Raw genomic sequence first — 17,750 nt, forward strand, 5'->3', positions numbered from 1 at the left:
AAAAACCCGTTGGCGGAACCATGGCAGCCACTGCTATCTTTCCGGAAGCCGTGCAAGAGAGCGAGGAGGTGGTACCCGTGAACGCAGTATCGACGTGGGTGCTCCCCTCCGGGGTCGCGGTCGGGCGATAGGTCGTCCGGGAGCGCCGTTTCCGAGCCCTCCCGAAAGGCACGACCATGCACTTCACTTCTGAACGACGCCTCGACGACGGCGTCCTTGAGCGCGAATTCACCCTCGGTGAGATCCCCGGCATCCTGTGGACGCCTGCGTCCACATCCGCGCCGGCGCCGCTGATCCTGCTCAGCCCGCCTCCCCTGGGGCTGCGCAAGGCGTACCCCCGACTGGTGGCCCGGGCCCGGCACTCCGCGGCGGATGGCTTCGTCACGGCCACGATCGAGCTCCCCGGAAGCGGCGACCGGCCCCGTTGGCCCGCCGCCGAGCAGGCCCGCGCCGAGCTGCGCCGGGTCATGGAGGCCGGCGAGCCGGTCACCGATGAGATCATCGACGCCCTCGTCCTCCCCCTGGTCGACAAGGCGGTCCCGGAATGGCAGGCCGCCCTGGACGCCCTCCTCGCGCTGCCCGGGATCGGCGGCCCGGTCGGGTACTCGGGGGGAGTGATCTCCATCGGGACCCGGCTGGCTGTGGTCGAGCCTCGCATCTCGGCCGCTGTGCTGTTCGCCGGGAGTTTCGTCCCTCGCGCCATGTTCGAGGAGGCCCGCCAGGTCACCATTCCTCTGCACGTCCTGCTGCAGTGGGACGACGAAGGGAACGACCGGCAGGCAGCCCTGGACCTGTTCGACGCCTTCGGCTCCAAGGAGAAGACCCTGCACGCCAATATGGGCGGGCACACAGGCGTTCCGGCGTTCGCGGCGGACGCCGCGGCCCAGTTCTTCACCAGGCACCTGAAGTGATGCCGGGCCGTCAGGCCACCGGCAGACGGTAGCCGTGTCGGTCAGGATGCTGCTCGTCCAGGGACAGATCCCGGCCCTCCTCGGCTCTCTGCGCCACGGGCCCCTGCCAGACTCTTGGCAGCGGCCCGTGCTGCCCGGCGGGCGCAGGTGCGGCGGCCGTCGGGGGGCGGGTGTACCAGCCGTAGGGAAAGGGCGTTGGGTCGGGTCAGGGTTGCCAGACCACTTGGGACTGGACGTCGTCGTATTCGACGCCGTTGAGGATGTAGCCGGCGGACGCGACGTAGTAGGTTCCGTGCTCGATGGGGCCGAGCACCGACCGGTAGGTGTCCTTGCCGTGGATCGTCCGGCCGGAGCGGTTCGTGGAGATCCGCACCAGGTGACCCGACTCCCAGGGGTCCTCCATCAGGCGCAGCACCAGCTCGACCGAGCGCCCTGAGGTGGTGAAGGTGTAGGCGCGCATGGCCACGATCTGGTTGTTCAGGGTCTCCAGGCAGGCGTCGAGTTGCACGCCGTTCTTGTCGATGGGGGCGGGGTCGGTGCCGGGGGTGCTGTATCCGCCGCGGCACTCCAGCGAGCTGTAGTCGCCGGCGTGCGCGGTGGGGGCCGAGGCTGCCGTCACCGCTGCCAGCACGGCGATCGCGGCGGCGTAACGCCTTGGTTTCACGGGGTTCTCCTCAGCGGCAGGATGGGGCGGGGCGGTGGCGTGAGGGCGGCTCACCCGTAGTAGATGACCTTGGACTGGACGTTGTCGTACCACTTGTGGTCCGGGCCGAAGATGTAGCCCATCGAGACGTTGTACCAACTGCCGTGCGGTGGATCGGGGTTCACACCGCCGAACCTGACGGTGAACGACTGGCTGCCGTCCAGCCACACGTCGTTGAGCCACCTCGGGCCGCCCCCTTGGACCTGTCCGTTGACGACCCGGTTGAGCTGCAACCAGATCTTGGCCGGCTTCAGCCCGCACTCGCGGTGGTCGCAGTATGTCGGCCCTTCCAGCAGGTTGCCGGATATGTAGAGGTTTCCGCCCTGGTCAATGCCGATGCACGGCTGGAGCTGGGCCTTGTTGGCGTCGGTGTACACCGCGTCGCGGCACCATTCGCCGGCCCGGGCGGTGGCGTGAGCCGCGGTGGGCACCGTGACGAACGCGCAGGTGGTGGTCGCGACGGCCGCGGCCGTCGCAAGAGCGCTGCGTAGACGCACTGGATTCCCCTCCCCTGTGTCCGATACGGCATCGGACACCATCGAGTGTGACGCGTACACGTCACTACTGCAGTGGCTGGGGGTCAAACGAGCGGGCGTGTTCCGGACATCGTGAAGCCCGGGCCTGTCAGGTACCGGTCGGCGTGGCGGTCCGGTCCTTGCCGGACGTCAGCTCCGTCAGCGCGAAGCAGCCGACGCAGAAAGTGAGCAGTCCGGCGATCAGGTCGGCCGTGTTGCCGACGCCGAGCAGGGCCGACGTGGCCGGCGAACGGCCCACGTCCATCCAGCCGCTGGAGCCGAATGCGACGCCCACACCCGTCCACGCCATCGCCAGCGGCACGCGCACGCGCACCGCGCCCCACCGGCGGAACACCAGCGCGGACATGCCGGCCGCCCCGGCCAGCGCCGCCAGGCCGTGCACCAGATCACCCGTGCGACCGACCGCGTTGCGGCGGGCGATCCACTGCGCGTTCATGCCGACGTCCGCCCCCAGTCCCCACGCCAGGCGCAACACGCCCGCCAGGACGAGGAAGCCCACGGCGAGCGCGGTGAGCACCCGTTGCATGCCCTGGGTGCCGGCCGGATCGGTCAGGTCCCGCACCCGGGTGCGCAGCAGCCGACCCCAGCGTTCGCCGGCGTACAGCGCGAACGCCGAGAGCAGGACCAGCCCTTCGGCGATCAGGCCGCCGTAGACCACGCCGAACACCCAGGGCCGGAGCATGGTGTTGGAGGTGGCCGGATTCGGGGCGCCGGTCGCCGCGATGACGCCGAGGCCGACCGGCACCGCGATCATCAGGGTGACGAGCATTCCCGTCGCCACCCACATCGGGAAGAGGACGAGCCACGCGCGCACGCGCCGCCCGTGCGGCCGGGTCAGGACGTGGGCGATCAACGCTGCGATCCCGTCCATCCCGAACGTCACGGCGTTCGCCGCGATCCACTGTCCCCGCGACAGGCTGCCGAGGTCCTTCACCCCGACGTCGACCCCGGCGATCCAGAGGAGCTTGAGCGTCAGATACGGCAGGCAGGCGACGACGGCGAGCCGGGCGAGGAGCCGGCGCCCGCGGGCACGGCGTTCGGGGTGATCACGCATGGGGTCGACTCTTGCGCGCGGTGCGCGGCCGTGCGTCATGCCCCAGGACCGGGCCCCTCCCCCGTACGGCGGACCGCTGGGGGTGCCGTTCGCCGAGGTGGGGGACGCACCAGGGGGCGGTTTCCTTTGGGTGGGAGCGGCACGCCGTGCCTCGCATGGCCGCCGTCCGGCTCCTTGCCGTGTATGTTCTGACGGGTACACAAAATGCATATTTCAGGATAAATAGCGTTCATCATCCTTTCTGCTGTGTCATCGTCTCCAATGTCGGGAGAACTGGGCCGTGCATATCGCGCTGACCGGTGCCACCGGGTTTCTCGGGAGTCGGCTGCTGGTGCAATTCCTGCGCCGCGGCGCAGAGGTCACCGTGCTCGCCAGGCCCCGCCCGCGCGACACGCGCGAACGGCTGGAGGAGACCCTCACCCATCTGAAGGCGCCCGGCTCCCTTCTGCAGGCGCTGCGCCACCGCGTACGGATCGCCGAAGCCGACGTGTGCCTGACGCGCCTGGGCATGACGCCGCGCCGGTTCCAGGAGCTCGCCGACCGTGTGGATGCCGTATGGCACAGCGCCGGTGACATCCGCCTCAACGCCGACCTCGCCAGCCTGCGCACCGTCAACGTGCACGGCACCCGGCGCGTCCTGGAGTTCACCGCCGCCGGTCGCCGTTGTCCCCGGCTGCACCACGTCAGCACCGCCTTCGTCGCCGGCGGCCGCCACGACGGCGTTGCCGGCGAAGGCGACCTGAGCGACGGGCACGGCTTCGAGAACCACTACGAACGGTCCAAGTACGAGGGCGAACTGCTGGTGCACGACTGGTGCCGGCGGCACCGCCGTCCCGCCGTGATCCTGCGCCCCAGCATCCTGGTCAGCGACCTCGCCCCGCACCCCGCGGTGCCCCCGCACCCCCTGCAGTTCATCGCCGAGATCGCCCGCTCCGGCCTGGAGGCCGTCGACCGCGCGGGACTGGCGCCCCCGCCCGGCGCGCCCGTGCCCGTCGTCCGCGTGCCCGGCCGGGCCGACGGCCACCTCAATCTGCTGCCCGTGGACTGGGCCGCCGAGGCCATGGCGCTGATCGCCGATCGCTTCCACGGAAACTCCCTGGCCACCTTTCACGTCGTCCACCCCCGCGACACCCCGATGACCGTCCTCGCCCGGCTCTTCGAGCGCTTCCTGCCCGTGCGCCTGGACCTGCGCCCCGACGGCGTGCCCGACCCCACCGAGCTGGAACAGCTCGCCGACTTCTACCCCGGCTTCACCCCCTACCTCGGCCACCGGCGCCGGTTCGACGACTCCACCGCCCGCCGCCTGCTAGGCGGCCTGCCACCGCCCCCCGACGTCGGCCTCGCCTACCTGCTGGCCGGGACGATCCCCACCACCGACCCCAGGACGTGAGCGATGACCCAACTGCTCGACGAGACGCCCCCGTCCGCACCGGCCGGCGCCCGCTGGTACCCCGGTCCCCACCCGCCCGCCTGCAGCGCGGCCGGCGTGCTGCCGCTCGTGTCCCGGATCCGGGAACCGGCCCGGCTGCTCGCCGTTCCCGCAGGCGGTGTGGGCGTGGCCGTCGACGGCTCGCCCGAGCCGGACGGCACCGGCGAGGGCCTGCCCCTCCTGGGCACCCTGCCGCCGCTCTACCCCGAATGGCTCGGCGACCGCTCGTTCAACGAGAGACACGGCACCCGCTTCCCCTACATCGCGGGGGAAATGGCCAACGGCATCGCCACCACCCACATGGTCGCCGCCCTGGCCGACGCCGGCATGCTCGGCTTCTTCGGCGCCGCCGGCCTCGGCCCCGAACGCGTCGAGGCCGCCGTCCGGGACCTCGCCGCCCGGCTGGGCGAGCGCCCCAACTGGGGTGTCAACCTCATCCACTCGCCCGCCGAGCCCGCCCTGGAGAACCGCGTCGCCGACCTCCTCGTCCACCACCGGGTCCCCGCCGTCTCCGCGTCCGCCTTCATGACGCTCACCCCCGCCGTCGTCCGCGTGGCCGCCGCCGGGCTGCACCGCGACGCCCACGGCCGCGTCGTGCGCCGCACCCGGATCCTCGCCAAGGTCTCCCGTCCCGAGACCGCCGAGGCCTTCCTCTCGCCCGCCCCCGGCGAACTGCTCCAGCCCCTCGTCGCCGAGGGCCGGCTCACCGCCGCCGAGGCCGAGCTCGCCGCGCGCGTCCCCGTCGCCGAGGACGTCACCGTCGAGGCCGACAGCGGCGGCCACACCGACAACCGGCCGCTGACCGCCCTGCTGCCCGCCGTGCTCGCCCTGCGCGAGAGACTCGCCCGCGCCCACGGCTACGACCGCCCCGTGCGCATCGGCGCCGCGGGCGGACTCGGCACCCCCGCCGCCGTCGCCGCCGCCTTCGCCCTCGGAGCCGCCTACGTCGTCACCGGCTCCGTCAACCAGTCCGCCGTCGAATCCGGCCTCTCCGACGACGCCAAGGCCATGCTCGCCCAGGCCGACGTCACCGACGTCGCCATGGCCCCCGCCGCGGACATGTTCGAACTCGGCGTCAGACTCCAGGTCCTGCGGCGCGGCACGCTCTTCGCCTCCCGCGCCGCCCAGCTCTACGAGCTCTACCGCGACCACACCTCCTGGGAGGACGTGCCCGCGCAGCGCCGCGCCACCGTCGAACAGGACATCCTGCGCGCGCCGTTCGCCACCGTGTGGGAGGAGACCCGCCGCTTCTGGCAGCAGCGCGACCCCGCCCAGGCCGCCCGCGCCGAGAGCGACCCCCACCACCGCATGGCCCTCGTCTTCCGCTGGTACCTCGGCAAGTCCAGCCGCTGGGCCATCGAGGGCCGCACCGAGCGCCGCGCCGACTACCAGATCTGGTGCGGCCCCGCCATGGGCGCCTTCAACCGCTGGACCGCCCACGGCTTCCTCGCCGACCCCGCCCGCCGCACCGTCGTCCAGATCGCCCGCAACCTCCTGGAGGGCGCCGCCGTCCTCACCCGCGCCCACCAGCTGCGCAGCTACGGCGTCCCCGTCCCCGACGCCGCCTTCGCCTACCCCCCTCGCCCCCTCACCTGACGGCCCCCGGCAGCACCGGGAGCCCCCGACAGCCCCATCCGGCCCGGCCACCGGCCGCCAGCACGTTACGGAGCCCGAGCATGAACGCCACCCGCATCCCCGGCCGGGTCCCCGTCGCCGTCGTCGGCCTCGGCGCCCTGCTCCCCGACGCCCGCGACGTCGAACAGAGCTGGCGGCTCATCCTCGGCCGCCGCGACCTGATGACCGGCGTCCCGGCGTCCCGCTGGCTCGTGGAGGACTACTACGACCCGGTCCCCGGCACCCCCGACAAGATCTACGTCGACCGCGGCGCCTTCCTGCCCGAGGTCGACTTCGACCCGCTCGCCCACGGCATCCCGCCCTCGGCCCTCGCCTCCACCGACACCGCCCAGCTGCTCGCCCTCGTTGTCGCCGGGCAGGTCCTGCGCGACGCCACCGCCGGCCGCGACCCGGAGAGCCTCGACCGGGACCGCACCTCCGTCGTCCTGGGCACCGGCAGCCTGGAACTGCTCACCCTGAGCGGCCATCGCAACCAGCGGCCCGTCTGGCTCAAGGCCCTGCGCGAGGCCGGCATCACCGAGGAGAGCGCCCAGGTCCTGTGCGACCGCATCGCCGCCCACTACCCCGAACCCGACGAGGACACCTTCCCCGGCGGCCTCGGCAACATCGTCGCCGGGCGCATCGCCAACCGCTTCGACCTGCACGGCACCAACCACACCACCGACGCCGCCTGCGCCAGCTCCCTCGCCGCCCTCTCCACCGCCCTCGACGACCTGACCCTCGGCCGCTCCGACCTGGTGATCACCGGAGGGGTGGACACCTCGAACGACATCGGCACCTTCCGCTGCTTCACCACCACCCCCGCGCTCTCCCCGACCGGCGACTGCCGCCCCTTCTCCGCCGACGCGGACGGCACCATGCTCGGCGAGGCCCTGGCCATGTTCGCCCTCAGACGCCTCGACGACGCCCTGCGCGACGGCGACCGCATCTACGCCGTCATCCGCGGCATGGGCAGCTCCTCCGACGGCCGCGGCACCGCCATCTACGCCCCGGTGCCCGAGGGCCAGGCCCGCGCCCTGCGCCGTGCCTACGCGGAAGCCGGCTACGGGCCCGCCACCGTCGAACTCGTCGAGGCCCACGGCACCGGCACCCGCGCGGGCGACAGCGCCGAGTTCACCGCCCTGCGCGAGATCTACCACGACGACCGGCCCGACGCCCTGCAGTGGTGCGCCCTCGGATCCGTCAAGTCCCAGATCGGGCACACCAAGTGCGCCGCCGGCGCGGTCGGCCTGCTCAAGGCCGTCCTCGCCCTGCACCACAAGGTGCTGCCGCCCACCCTCAAGGCCGGCCGGCCCCACCCCGACCTCGGCATCGACACCAGCCCCTTCTACCTCAACAGCGAGGCGCGCCCCTGGATCCGCCCCGCCGGCCACCCCCGCCGTGCCGCCGTCTCCAGCTTCGGCTTCGGCGGCAGCAACTTCCACGTCACCCTCGAAGAACACATCCCGCCGCCCGGCACGGCCGCACCGCCCCGGGCCCGCACGGCGCCCACCGAACTCGTCCTGCTCTGCGGCGAGACCCCCGGGCATCTGCACGAGCGCGTCGAGACCCTGCGCGCCGAGGCCGAGGCCGGGCGTGCCGACGGCACCTTCCGCCTGGCCGACCTCGCCCGCCGCACCCAGGAGGCGTTCCGCGCCGAGGACCCCTTGCGGCTGGCCGTCATCGCCGAGGACGCCGCCGGCCTCGCCGACCGCCTCGCCCGCGCGGCCGAACGCATCGGCAGCGGCGAGGACGCCGGTGACTCCTGGAGCGAACCCGGCACCCTCCACTACGCCTCCGGCCGACGCGAACCCGGACGGCTGGCCTTCCTCTTCCCCGGCCAGGGCTCCCAGTACGTCGGCATGGGCGCCGACCTCGCCGTCCACGAACCCGCCGCGCACGCCGCCTGGGATGCCGCAGCGGGCCCCGACGAGCTGCAGGAGGCCGGCGAACCACCCCTGCACCGGGTCGTCTTTCCGCCGCCCGCCACCGAGGACGCAACCCTCGCCGCGCAGCAGGCGCTGCTCACCGCCACCCGCTGGGCCCAGCCCGCCCTCGCCGCCCACAGCCTGGCCCTGCTCGCCGTCCTCGGCGAACTCGGGCTGCGCCCCGACTGCACGGCCGGCCACAGCCTGGGCGAACTCACCGCCCTGCACGCGGCCGGCGCCTACGACGCGGCCGCCTTGATGCGCCTGGCACGCCGCCGCGGCGAGCTCATGCACGACGCGGCGGCCGGCACCCCCGGCGGCATGCTCGCCGTCGCCGCCTCGCCGCAGGAGAGTGCCGCCGTCCTGGAGGCGGCCGGCCTCGCCGACGTGTGGATCGCCAACCACAACGCCCCCCGGCAGACCGTGCTGTCCGGCACCGCCGAGGGCCTCGCGGCCGCCGCCGCCCGCTTCGCCGCCGCCTCGATCGACACCACCGCGCTGCCGGCGGCCGCCGCCTTCCACAGCCCCCTCGTCGCCGCCGCCTCCGAGCCCTTCGCGAAGACGCTCGCCGGCGAGCCCGTCGGCGCCCCCGTACTGGAGGCGTGGTCCAACACCGACGCCGCCCCCCACCCGGCCGATCCCGCCCGCATCCGCGACCGCCTCGCCGGGCACCTCGCGAGCCCCGTCCGGTTCGCCGAGCAGATCGAGGCCATGTACGCGGCCGGGGTACGCGTCTTCGCCGAGGTCGGCGCCGGAAGCGTGCTCACGGCCCTGGTCGGGCGGATCCTCGGCGACCGCCCGCACCTGGCCGTCTCCTTCGACCACCGGGACCGGCACGGTGTGACGGCCCTCCAGGACGGCCTGGCCCGGCTCGCCGTCCACGGCATCCCCCTGGACTTCGCCCCCTACTGGAGGCACTACTCCCCGCCCGCGGAACCCGAGCAGGAGCGACGACCCACGATGACGGTGAAGATCGACGGCGGAAACCACGGCAGAGCCCACCCGCCCCGGCAGAACCCGGTCCCCGTACACCTGGACACCGCGAACGCGCCGGCCCCCCTGCCGGTTACGGCCCTCCCGCCCACGGCTGTCGCGGCGGCCCCTCCCCCTGCGCCCGCCGCGCCCGAGCCCTGGGCGCGGCTCGTCGAGGACGCCCAGCGGCAGACCGCCGAGGCCCACGCGGCCTACCAGCGCATGATGACGGAGAGCCACCTGGCCTTCCTGAAGGTCGCCGAGAGCTCCTTCGCCGCCCTGCTCGGCACACCGGTCGACTCCGACCATGCCCTCCCCGACACCGTGGCACTGCCCTGTGCACCGCCGTCGCCGCTTGCGGAGCCGTCCTCGACCGTCGCTCCCGCGCCGACGGCCGCCGTCGAGATCGCGGCACCCGCGGCACCCGCCGCGCCGCCACCGGCGCAGACGCCGCAACCCGCCGCACCGGCGGAGGACGTCGGGACGGTGCTGCTGTCCGTCGTGGCCGAACGCACCGGCTATCCCGTGGAGATGCTCAACCTCGACATGAAACTCGAAGCCGACCTCGGCATCGACTCCATCAAGAAGGTGGAGATCCTCTCCTCGCTGCGCCGGCGGCTGGGCGCCCTGCCCCAGGGCGACCCGGCCGAACTGGCCACCCTGCGCACCCTCCGCCAGATCGCCGACAAGCTCGCGGAAGCCGTGGGTGGAGCGGACGGCGCCCCGCCCGCCCCGTCACCGGCCCCCTCCGCGACCACCGACGCGAGCAGCAACGCGAGCACCGACGCGCCTGACGGCTCGGCTGACGGCACGAGCAGCGACGGGAGCAGCAACGCGCCGGTACCCGACGCCGCTGCGCCCGTCGCCGAGGAGCCCGTGCTGCCGTCCGCCGCACCCGGCCGTCCGGTCCCCGTGCCCTGCGCCCGCACCGCCCGCCACGCCGTACGCGCCGTGGCCGCGCCCCCCACGGGCCTGGCCATGGCGGGCCTGACCGACGGTCTCCTGACCGTCGTCGACGGTGGTTCCGGGCTCGGCAAGCTCGTCGCCGAGCGGCTCGCGTGCGAGGGCGTCACCGCCGAGAGCGTGGCCACCGCCGAGGAGATCCCCGACGAGGCGCACGGCGTCCTGCTGCTCGGCGGACTGCGGCAGGGCGCCGGCGTGGAGGAGATGCTCCAGAGCCAGCGCGCCGCCTTCCGCGCCGCCCGGCTGATGGCGCCGCGCCTCGCCGAGCGCGGCGGCGTCCTCGTCACCGTCCAGGACACCGGCGGCGACTTCGGCCTGAGCGGCGGGCACGGCCTGCGCGCCTGGTCCGGGGGCCTCGCGGCCCTCGCCCGCACCGTGGCCCGGGAATGCCCGGCCGCCGCCGTCAAGGCGATCGACTGCGAGCGGACGGGCCGGAGCCCGGAGGAGACCGCCGACGCCATCGTGGCCGAACTCCTCACCGGCGGCCCCCTGCTGGACGCGGGCCTGCGCGCCGACGGCAGCCGGGTCACCCCGGTCGCCGTCCCGGCCCCTCACGGCGAGGACGGCGCCGGCACCGCGGCCGCGGACCATGCCGCCTTGGCGCCGGCCCTCCTGGGCCCCGACGACGTCATCGTGGCCACCGGCGGCGCCCGCGGCGTGACCGCCGCCGCCCTGATCGAGCTCGCCCGCGCCCACCGGCCCCGCATCGTGGTGATCGGCCGCACCGCAATGGAGGAGGAGCCGCCCGGTCTGCCGCCCACCGCCGACGAGGCGGAGCTGGTGCGCGCCCTCGCCGCCGGCCCCGGCGCGGACCTGGCCCCGGCCGTCCTGACCGACCGGGCCCGGCACATCCTCGCCGTCCGCGAGATCAAGGCGACCGTCGCCGCCCTCGAGGAGGCCGGCTCCCCGGTCCGCCATTTCTGCGCCGACGCCCGCGATCCCGAGGCCCTGCGGGCCGTCCTCGCCACGGTCCGCGCCGACTGGGGCCCGGTCACCGGCGTCGTCCACGGCGCGGGTGTCCTCGCCGACCGGTACCTCGCCGAGAAGACCGACGAACAGTTCGACCTCGTCTTCGGCACCAAGACCGACGGTCTGCGTGCCCTGCTGGACGCCACCGCCGGCGACCCGCTGCGCACCCTGTGTCTCTTCTCCTCCGTGGCCGCCTGCCACGGCAACGCCGGCCAGGCCGACTACGCCATGGCCAACGAGGTCCTCGACCAGGTGGCCGCCGCCGAGGCCGCCGAACGCCCCGGCTGCCTCGTCCGCTCCCTCGCCTGGGGCCCCTGGGACGGCGGCATGGTCACCCCGTCCCTCGCCGCGCACTTCGCGGCGGCCGGCGTCCCGCTGCTGTCGCCGCAGGCCGGCGCCCGGGCCTTCGTCCGCGAACTGACCACGCCCGGCCGCGACACCCGTGTGGTCCTCACCGCGGCCGCCCCCGAGCAGGACGCGCACCAGGCGCCCGCCGCGCTCCCGGCCCTGCGGCCCGCCCGGGTCCGGGCCTGCGCGAGCAGCCACCCGTACCTCGCCCACCACGCCATCGGCGGCACCCCCGTCCTGCCCATGGCCCAGGCCCTCGAATGGCTCACCGCCGCCGCCCGCGACTGGCTCCCCGGCACCGCGACCGCCCTGCGCGACGTCCGCGTCCTGCACCCCGCCACCCTCGCCCGGCTGGAGGACGACGGCGACCTCTTCACCCTGACCGGGCGCATCGACCCGGCCACCCCCCATACGGTCGCCGCGGAACTGCGCGGTGCCGCGGACCGGCTGCACTACGGCGCCCTCATCACCCCCGACACCCCGCCCGGCGCCCACGAGGAGCTTGGCCTGCCGGCCGACGCAACCGTCCGGCGCGGCGAGGAGATCGACGACGCGATCTACGACGGGAGTCTGCTCTTCCACGGCCCGCTGATGCGCTCCCTCACCGCCCTCGACGTCCTCACCCCCGAGGGGGCCCGCGGAACGCTGCGCGGCCTGGCTGCCCTCGGCTGGCCCGACGCACCCTGGCACACCGACCCCGCCGCCGTGGACGGCGCCCTGCAACTCGCCGGCCTGTGGGCCACCCGCGCGCTCGGCTGCGCCACCCTGCCCATGGCCGTCGGCGCCTTCCACCCCCATCACCGCGGCCCCGCCCGGGGACCGCTCCACTGCGCCGTCCATCCCGTGTGGGCCGAGGGCGACCACGCCCAGTGCCACGTGCACCTGGCTGACGAGGACGGCAGTCCCTTCGCCGACCTGCGCGACATCGAGTTCGTCCGCCGCCCCGACTGACCGCCGACCGGACACAGGTGCACCCGCTCATGACCAGCACGGCAAGCACGCCCCGCACGACAGGCACGGCAGACCGGCCGTTCGAACCGATCGCGGTCGTCGGCCGCGGCTGCGTCCTGCCCGGCGCCCTGACCCCCGGCACGTTCTGGGAGAACGTCGCGGCCGGCCGCAGCGCCCTGGGCCCGGTGCCGGCGGGCCACTGGCGGCTGCCCGCCGGCTCCGACGCCGCCGGCAACCCCGACGGCAGCGACCGCCTGCCCACCGACACCGGCGGATTCGTGCGCGGCTTCGCCGACGTCTTCGACCCCGCCGGGTTCGCCCTCGACCCCGCCGACGTCACCGCCTTCGACCCGCTCCTGCACTGGGTGCTGCACGCCGGCCGCGAGGCCCTCCGCGAGGCCGGCCATCTCGACCTCGCCCCCCGCCGTACCGGTCTCGTCCTCGGTACGCTCGCCTTTCCCACCGACGCGGCCATGCGCTATGCCGAGCACGTCTGGACCGGCGTCCAGCACCCGGCCGTCCGTGACGCCCTGCTGCGGCAGGCCCCGTTGCCGCCCGACGCCGTCAACCGCTTCTGCACCGGCCTGCCCGCCCTTCTCGCCGCTCGCGCCCTGAACCTCGACTCCGGCGCCTTCACCCTCGACGCCGCCTGCGCCTCCGCCCTGTACGCCGTCAAACTCGCCTGCGACCGGCTCCACGACCGCGCGGCCGATCTCATGCTCGCCGGAGCCGTCAACGGCGCCGACAGCCTGCTCGTCCACAGCGGTTTCGCCGCGGTCCACGCCCTGAGTCCCACCGGGCGCAGCCGCCCGTTCCACCGCGACGCCGACGGGCTCGTCCCCGCCGAGGGTGCCGCGATCGTGGCCCTGATGCGGCTCACCGACGCCCTCGCCGCCGGCCGGCCCGTCCTCGCCGTGATCCGCGGCGTCGGCCTGGGCAACGACGGGCGCGGCACGGGCTTCCTGACTCCCGACCCCGCCGGGCAGGAGCGCGCCATGCGGCTCGCCTACGCCCGGGCGGGCATCGCCCCCGCGACCGTCGGTCTGCTCGAGTGCCATGCCACCGGCACGCCCGTGGGCGATGCCGCCGAAATCGCCTCCAGCGCACGGGTCTTCGCCGGCCACCCCGGCCTGCCCATCGGGTCGGTCAAGTCCAATCTCGGCCATCTGCTCGCTCCCGCCGGCGCCGCCGGGCTGCTCAAGGCCGTCGACGCCCTGCGCCACGGCGTCCGCCCGCCGACCCTGGACGCCGACGAGCCCACGGCCGACCTGCGCGGGCAGCCCCTGCGGCTGCTCACCGAACCGGAGGAGTGGGAGCGGGGGACCGGACCGCGCCGCGCGGCCGTCAGCGCCTTCGGTTTCGGGGGCACCAACGCCCACGTCGTCGTGGAGGAATGGCCCGACGGCACCGCCTGCGCCCCGCCGCCGCCTCCCCCGCCGCGGGAGCCCCCGGCACGGCAGCCCCTGGCGGTCGTCGCCCTCGCCGTCCGCGCCGGACGCGACGGCGGCACCGGCGAGTTCACCGCCGCCGTCCTCGGCGGGCAGCCCGACCGCGAACCCAGGAAGAGCATCTCCACGGGTCTGGAGGGGCTGCGCTTCCCGCCCGTCGACGTCGAGAAGGCCGCCCCGCAGCAGATGCTCGTCTTCGATGCGGCGCGCGAAGCCGTCCGCGGCCGGACCCTGCCCCGCGAACGCACCTGCGTCCTCGTCGGCATGGGCGCCGAACCCTTCGTCACCCGCTTCGCCTGGCGCCGCCGCATCGGGGTGCAGTGGGCCCGGGCCGGGCTGCCCCTGCCACCGGGGCCCGCGGGCACGCTGCAGGACGCCGTCGGTGACCCGCCCGTTCCCGCGATGGCCCTGGGCGCCTTCCCGAACATCGTCGCCAACCGCATCAACAGCCAGCTCGACCTGGCCGGCCCGAGCTTCTCCGTCTCCTGCGAGGAGGCGTCCGGCACCGCCGCCCTGCGGATCGCCGCCCGGGCCCTGCGGGCCGGGGAGGCCGACGCCGCGCTCGTGGGAGCCGTCGATCTTTCCCACGACGATGTGCACACCGCCGCCCTCGACGCGCTCGGTCGGCCCCGCGCCGCGGGGGACGCGGCCGTGGTCCTGGTCCTCAAACGCCTCGCCGACGCCGAGCGGGACGGCGAGATCGTCCTGGCCCTGCTGGACGACGACGGGAGCGCGGCGCACGCCGCGCCCGCGGACCTCGTCGTCGCCTCCCACACCGCCGACGACGCGGCCGCGGGGGCAACCGCGGACGGCGCCATGGCGGACCATCCGATGGATGACGTGGTGGACAACAGCGTGCTCTTCGGGCACCCGCACGCCGCCGCGGGGCTGCTCGCCGTCGCCACCGCCGTCACCGCACTGCACCACGGCGTACGCCCCTGCCCCGGCGCACCGGCCGGCCCCGCGCCCGGTGCCCGGACCGCCGAGGTCGTCGTCCCCGTCCTGGAAGGGCCCGCCGAACGGATCCGGCTGCACGCCGCGCCGGACGCCCTGCGCCGACGGCCCGCGCACGAGGCGTACCGGGCGGGCGAGGCCGCCGGTGGCGGCCCGCGCGTCGAGGGCCCCGCCCACCCGAGCCCGTTGCTCCTGCCCCTGCCCGAACCGCCTCCCGCCACCATGCCCCCCGCCCCGTGCCTGCCTCCGGTGCTGGAGGAGCCGCGGCCCGCCGCCGCACCGCTGCTGCCTGGTGCGGCACCCGTCGGCGCGGACGATCCGCGGACGGCCGCCGCCGTCCGGCACCGCTCCCGCGTCGTCGCCGCCCACCAGGCCCATCTCGCGGCCTGCTCGGAAGCACATCTGCGGTTCCTGGAGAGCCGGCGCCGCAGCAACGCCGTACTGACCGCGCGCGCCTTCGGGCCCGCCGCCACGGCCACCCTGCCGTCCCTGCCCGTCCCGCCGTCGCTCCCCGCTCCGCCCGCGGCGCCCGTCGGCCCCGGCGGCCGTCCGGGGCCCGTTCTCGACCGCTCGCAGCTCGAACGACTGGCGCTCGGCACCGTCTCCGAGGTCTTCGGCCCCCGCTTCCGGGCCCTCGACGGCCACCGGCGCCGCAACCGTCTCCCGGCCCCGCCCCTGCTCCTGATCGACCGCGTGCTCGGCATCGACGCGCCGCCCGCCACCCTCGGCACAGGCGTCATCCGCAGCGAGACGGACCTGCGCGCCGGCGAGTGGTACCTCGATGCCGGCGGCCGCATCCCCGCCGCGCTGCTCGTCGAGGCGGGCCAGGCCAACCAGGTCCTGCTGAGCTGGCTCGGCATCGATTTCCTCCACCACGGCGACCGTGTCTACCGGGCGCTGGGCTGTGAGGTCACCTTCCACGGCAGCCCGCCGGCGGCGGGACGGACCCTGCGTCACGAGATCCGCGTCGACCGGCACGCCGCATACGACGGCGTGCACCTCACCTTCTTCGAAGCCGACTGCTTCGTGGGCGACACGCTCCTGCTGAGCGTCCGCAACGCCCAGGCCGGGCTCTTCACCGACGAGCAGCTCGCCGCCGCGGACGGCGCCCGCTGGGATCCCGCCCCGGCCCCGCCCCCGGACCTCCCCTTCGACCCGCCCCCTATGGACGGCCCGGCGCCGCGCGGTTTCACGCCCGAGGCCGTCCGCGCGTTCGCCGACGGCCGCCCCCACGACTGCTTCGGCCCCGGCTGGGACCGCGCCCGCACCCATACCCGCACGCCGCGTTTGGACGGCGGGCGGCTGCTGATGATCGACCGGATCACGGAGTTCGACCCGGCCGCAGGCGCCTGGGGCCGCGGCCGTCTCAAGGCGGAGGCGGACATCCGGCCGGACGCCTGGTACTTCGCCGCCCACTTCAAGAACGATCCGTGCGTGCCCGGCAGCCTCATGATGCACGGGGCCCTCCAGGCCATGGCCTTCCACATGGCGGCCCTGGGGCTGACGCTCGGCCACGACGGCGCACGCTTCGAGCCCGTGCCCGGCCGCACCACCACCACGGTCTGCCGCCGCCAGGCCACGCCCGCCAACCGGCGGATCGCCTACGAGGTCCACGTCAGCGGCCTGCGGCGCGGCCCCGAACCGGCCCTCTACGCCGACGTGCTGGTCTGCGTGGACGGCGTCCCCGCCTTCGTCAACCGGGGCATGTCCCTGCGCCTGGTCCCCGATGCCCCGCCCGCGGCCGGCACGGGCGAACAGCAGGACGCGGCGGGGGAAAGGCCGGTGCGGCGGCTTCCCCCGGAGACCGTCGACCCGGCGACCGACACCTGGGTGCACGACCACTGCCCGACGTTCACCCTGCCCACCCTCCCCATGATGTCGGTCGCCGACCGGCTCGCGGCGGCCGCCTGCGAGGCCACCGGCACCGAGCCCTCCCGGCTCTGCCTGCGAGGTGTTCACATCCGCCAGTGGCTCACCGTCGACGAGCCCCTGCACCTGGCCGCAGAGGTGCGCCCCACCGCCGACGGAGGCGCCGACCTCACCCTCCTGCGCCACAAGGACACCGCGGATGGGCCCGCCTGGGAGACCGCCGCCACCGGCGCCCTCCTGCCGCCCGCCGCCCGGCCCGGGCGCCCCCGCCCCTTCCCGCCGCTCACCGACGCCCTCCCCGAGCCCCTGCCGTACGAGACGGAGGTCATGTTCCACGGCCCGGCCTTCCACTTCGTCACCTCCCTGCGCGTCGGCAGCGGCGGCTCCACCGCCGTCCTCGACGCGGGACACCCCGGCGTCCCGCGCGGTCTGTTGCACCAGGGGCTGCTCGACGGGGCCTGCCACACCGTCCCGTTCGGGCAGCTGTGGCGCTGGTCGCCCGACGTCTCCCGGAACTGCGTCGCCTACCCGTGGCGGCTGGAGACGCTCGACGTGTACGAGCCCCTGCCCGACTCGGGCCCGGTCCGCTGCGAGGCCCGGTTCCGCGGGTTCGACACGGACGCCCCCGTCTTCCCCGTCGTCGACTTCCAGCTCTGCGCGGGTGACCGGGTGGCGGCCGCCTTCACCCTGGTGTCCGTCCTGCTGCCCGCCGGAGCCTGGGGAGAGGTACCGTTCTCGGTGCGCAACGCCTTCAACCGGGACCGCCGTTACGTTGCGGGCGCCGGCATCTCCCGTACCGAGGAGGGCGTCACCACCCTCACCCTGGCCGAGGCCCAGGGCTACGACTGGCTGCCCGGCACGGTCCTCTCCCTTTACGGCCTGCCCCCGCGCGATGCGCTCGCCGGCCGTCTGGCGGTGCTCGCGGTCAAGGACCACGTCGCCCGCCTCGCCCGCGTCCACCCCTGCGCGGTGACCGTCGCGCCGGACCTGCGCAGCGCGCACGCCGACGAGGACCCGGGGAGGCGTTACGCGGTCGAGGTCACCCAGGAGGACGACCGGGTCCGCGTCGTCTCCGTCGCACGCTGACAGTTTCGGCTCGAA

The 17,750-nt window shown here is 74.9% G+C and carries 8 protein-coding genes; 5 read left to right on the forward strand and 3 right to left on the reverse strand.

The features are described from left to right. The first annotated feature begins 176 nt into the window (after window positions 1–176). The gene (locus AB0K17_RS24695; RefSeq protein ID WP_365984273.1) at window positions 177–911 is read left to right on the forward strand and encodes an alpha/beta hydrolase; all 735 of its coding nucleotides are present in this window, start codon (window positions 177–179) and stop codon (window positions 909–911) included. A gap of 205 nt (window positions 912–1,116) precedes the next feature. Here the strand turns inward: AB0K17_RS24695 and AB0K17_RS24700 are convergent, their stop codons facing one another. The 3 genes from AB0K17_RS24700 to AB0K17_RS24710 all read right to left on the reverse strand — a co-directional run bounded on the left by AB0K17_RS24700 (window position 1,117) and on the right by AB0K17_RS24710 (window position 3,204). Beyond that, window positions 1,117–1,575, reverse strand: coding sequence for a hypothetical protein (locus AB0K17_RS24700; protein WP_365984274.1), 459 nt, complete (start codon window positions 1,573–1,575; stop codon window positions 1,117–1,119). 50 nt (window positions 1,576–1,625) lie between these two features. Beyond that, on the reverse strand, window positions 1,626–2,111 hold the full coding sequence (locus AB0K17_RS24705; RefSeq protein ID WP_365984275.1) for a hypothetical protein: 486 nt from the start codon (window positions 2,109–2,111) through the stop codon (window positions 1,626–1,628). Between the two features lie 127 nt (window positions 2,112–2,238). After that, window positions 2,239–3,204, reverse strand: coding sequence for a hypothetical protein (locus tag AB0K17_RS24710; RefSeq protein ID WP_365984276.1), 966 nt, complete (start codon window positions 3,202–3,204; stop codon window positions 2,239–2,241). A gap of 280 nt (window positions 3,205–3,484) precedes the next feature. On the opposite strand from AB0K17_RS24710, the gene AB0K17_RS24715 reads away from it, so the two are divergent. The 4 genes from AB0K17_RS24715 (at window position 3,485) to AB0K17_RS24730 (ending at window position 17,735) form a co-directional block, all read left to right on the forward strand. Next, window positions 3,485–4,594 carry an SDR family oxidoreductase gene (locus AB0K17_RS24715; RefSeq protein ID WP_365968097.1) on the forward strand — a complete coding sequence of 370 codons (1,110 nt, stop codon included), beginning with the start codon at window positions 3,485–3,487 and terminating at the stop codon, window positions 4,592–4,594. A 3-nt stretch (window positions 4,595–4,597) separates the two neighbouring features. Then, a complete protein-coding gene (locus AB0K17_RS24720; RefSeq protein ID WP_365984277.1) occupies window positions 4,598–6,229 on the forward strand; it encodes a PfaD family polyunsaturated fatty acid/polyketide biosynthesis protein in 1,632 nt (543 codons plus the stop codon). An 80-nt stretch (window positions 6,230–6,309) separates the two neighbouring features. Next, entirely contained in the window at window positions 6,310–12,378 is a 6,069-nt protein-coding gene (locus AB0K17_RS24725; protein ID WP_365984278.1) for an SDR family oxidoreductase, read from the forward strand. Between the two features lie 29 nt (window positions 12,379–12,407). Beyond that, window positions 12,408–17,735, forward strand: coding sequence for a beta-ketoacyl synthase N-terminal-like domain-containing protein (locus AB0K17_RS24730; protein WP_365984279.1), 5,328 nt, complete (start codon window positions 12,408–12,410; stop codon window positions 17,733–17,735). Window positions 17,736–17,750: the final 15 nt, after the last annotated feature.

The sequence above is a fragment of the Streptomyces sp. NPDC049585 genome, assembly GCF_040675615.1.
GTDB classification, from domain to species: Bacteria; Actinomycetota; Actinomycetes; order Streptomycetales; family Streptomycetaceae; genus Streptomyces; species Streptomyces luteosporeus.

Bases quoted from the DNA above. Each gene is read 5' to 3' on its own strand.
- AB0K17_RS24695 (WP_365984273.1), top strand. From the start codon at position 177: ATGCACTTCACTTCTGAACGACGCCTCGACGACGGCGTCCTTGAGCGC.
- AB0K17_RS24710 (WP_365984276.1), bottom strand. From the start codon at position 3,204: ATGCGTGATCACCCCGAACGCCGTGCCCGCGGGCGCCGGCTCCTCGCC.
- AB0K17_RS24720 (WP_365984277.1), top strand. From the start codon at position 4,598: ATGACCCAACTGCTCGACGAGACGCCCCCGTCCGCACCGGCCGGCGCC.
- AB0K17_RS24725 (WP_365984278.1), top strand. From the start codon at position 6,310: ATGAACGCCACCCGCATCCCCGGCCGGGTCCCCGTCGCCGTCGTCGGC.
- AB0K17_RS24730 (WP_365984279.1), top strand. From the start codon at position 12,408: ATGACCAGCACGGCAAGCACGCCCCGCACGACAGGCACGGCAGACCGG.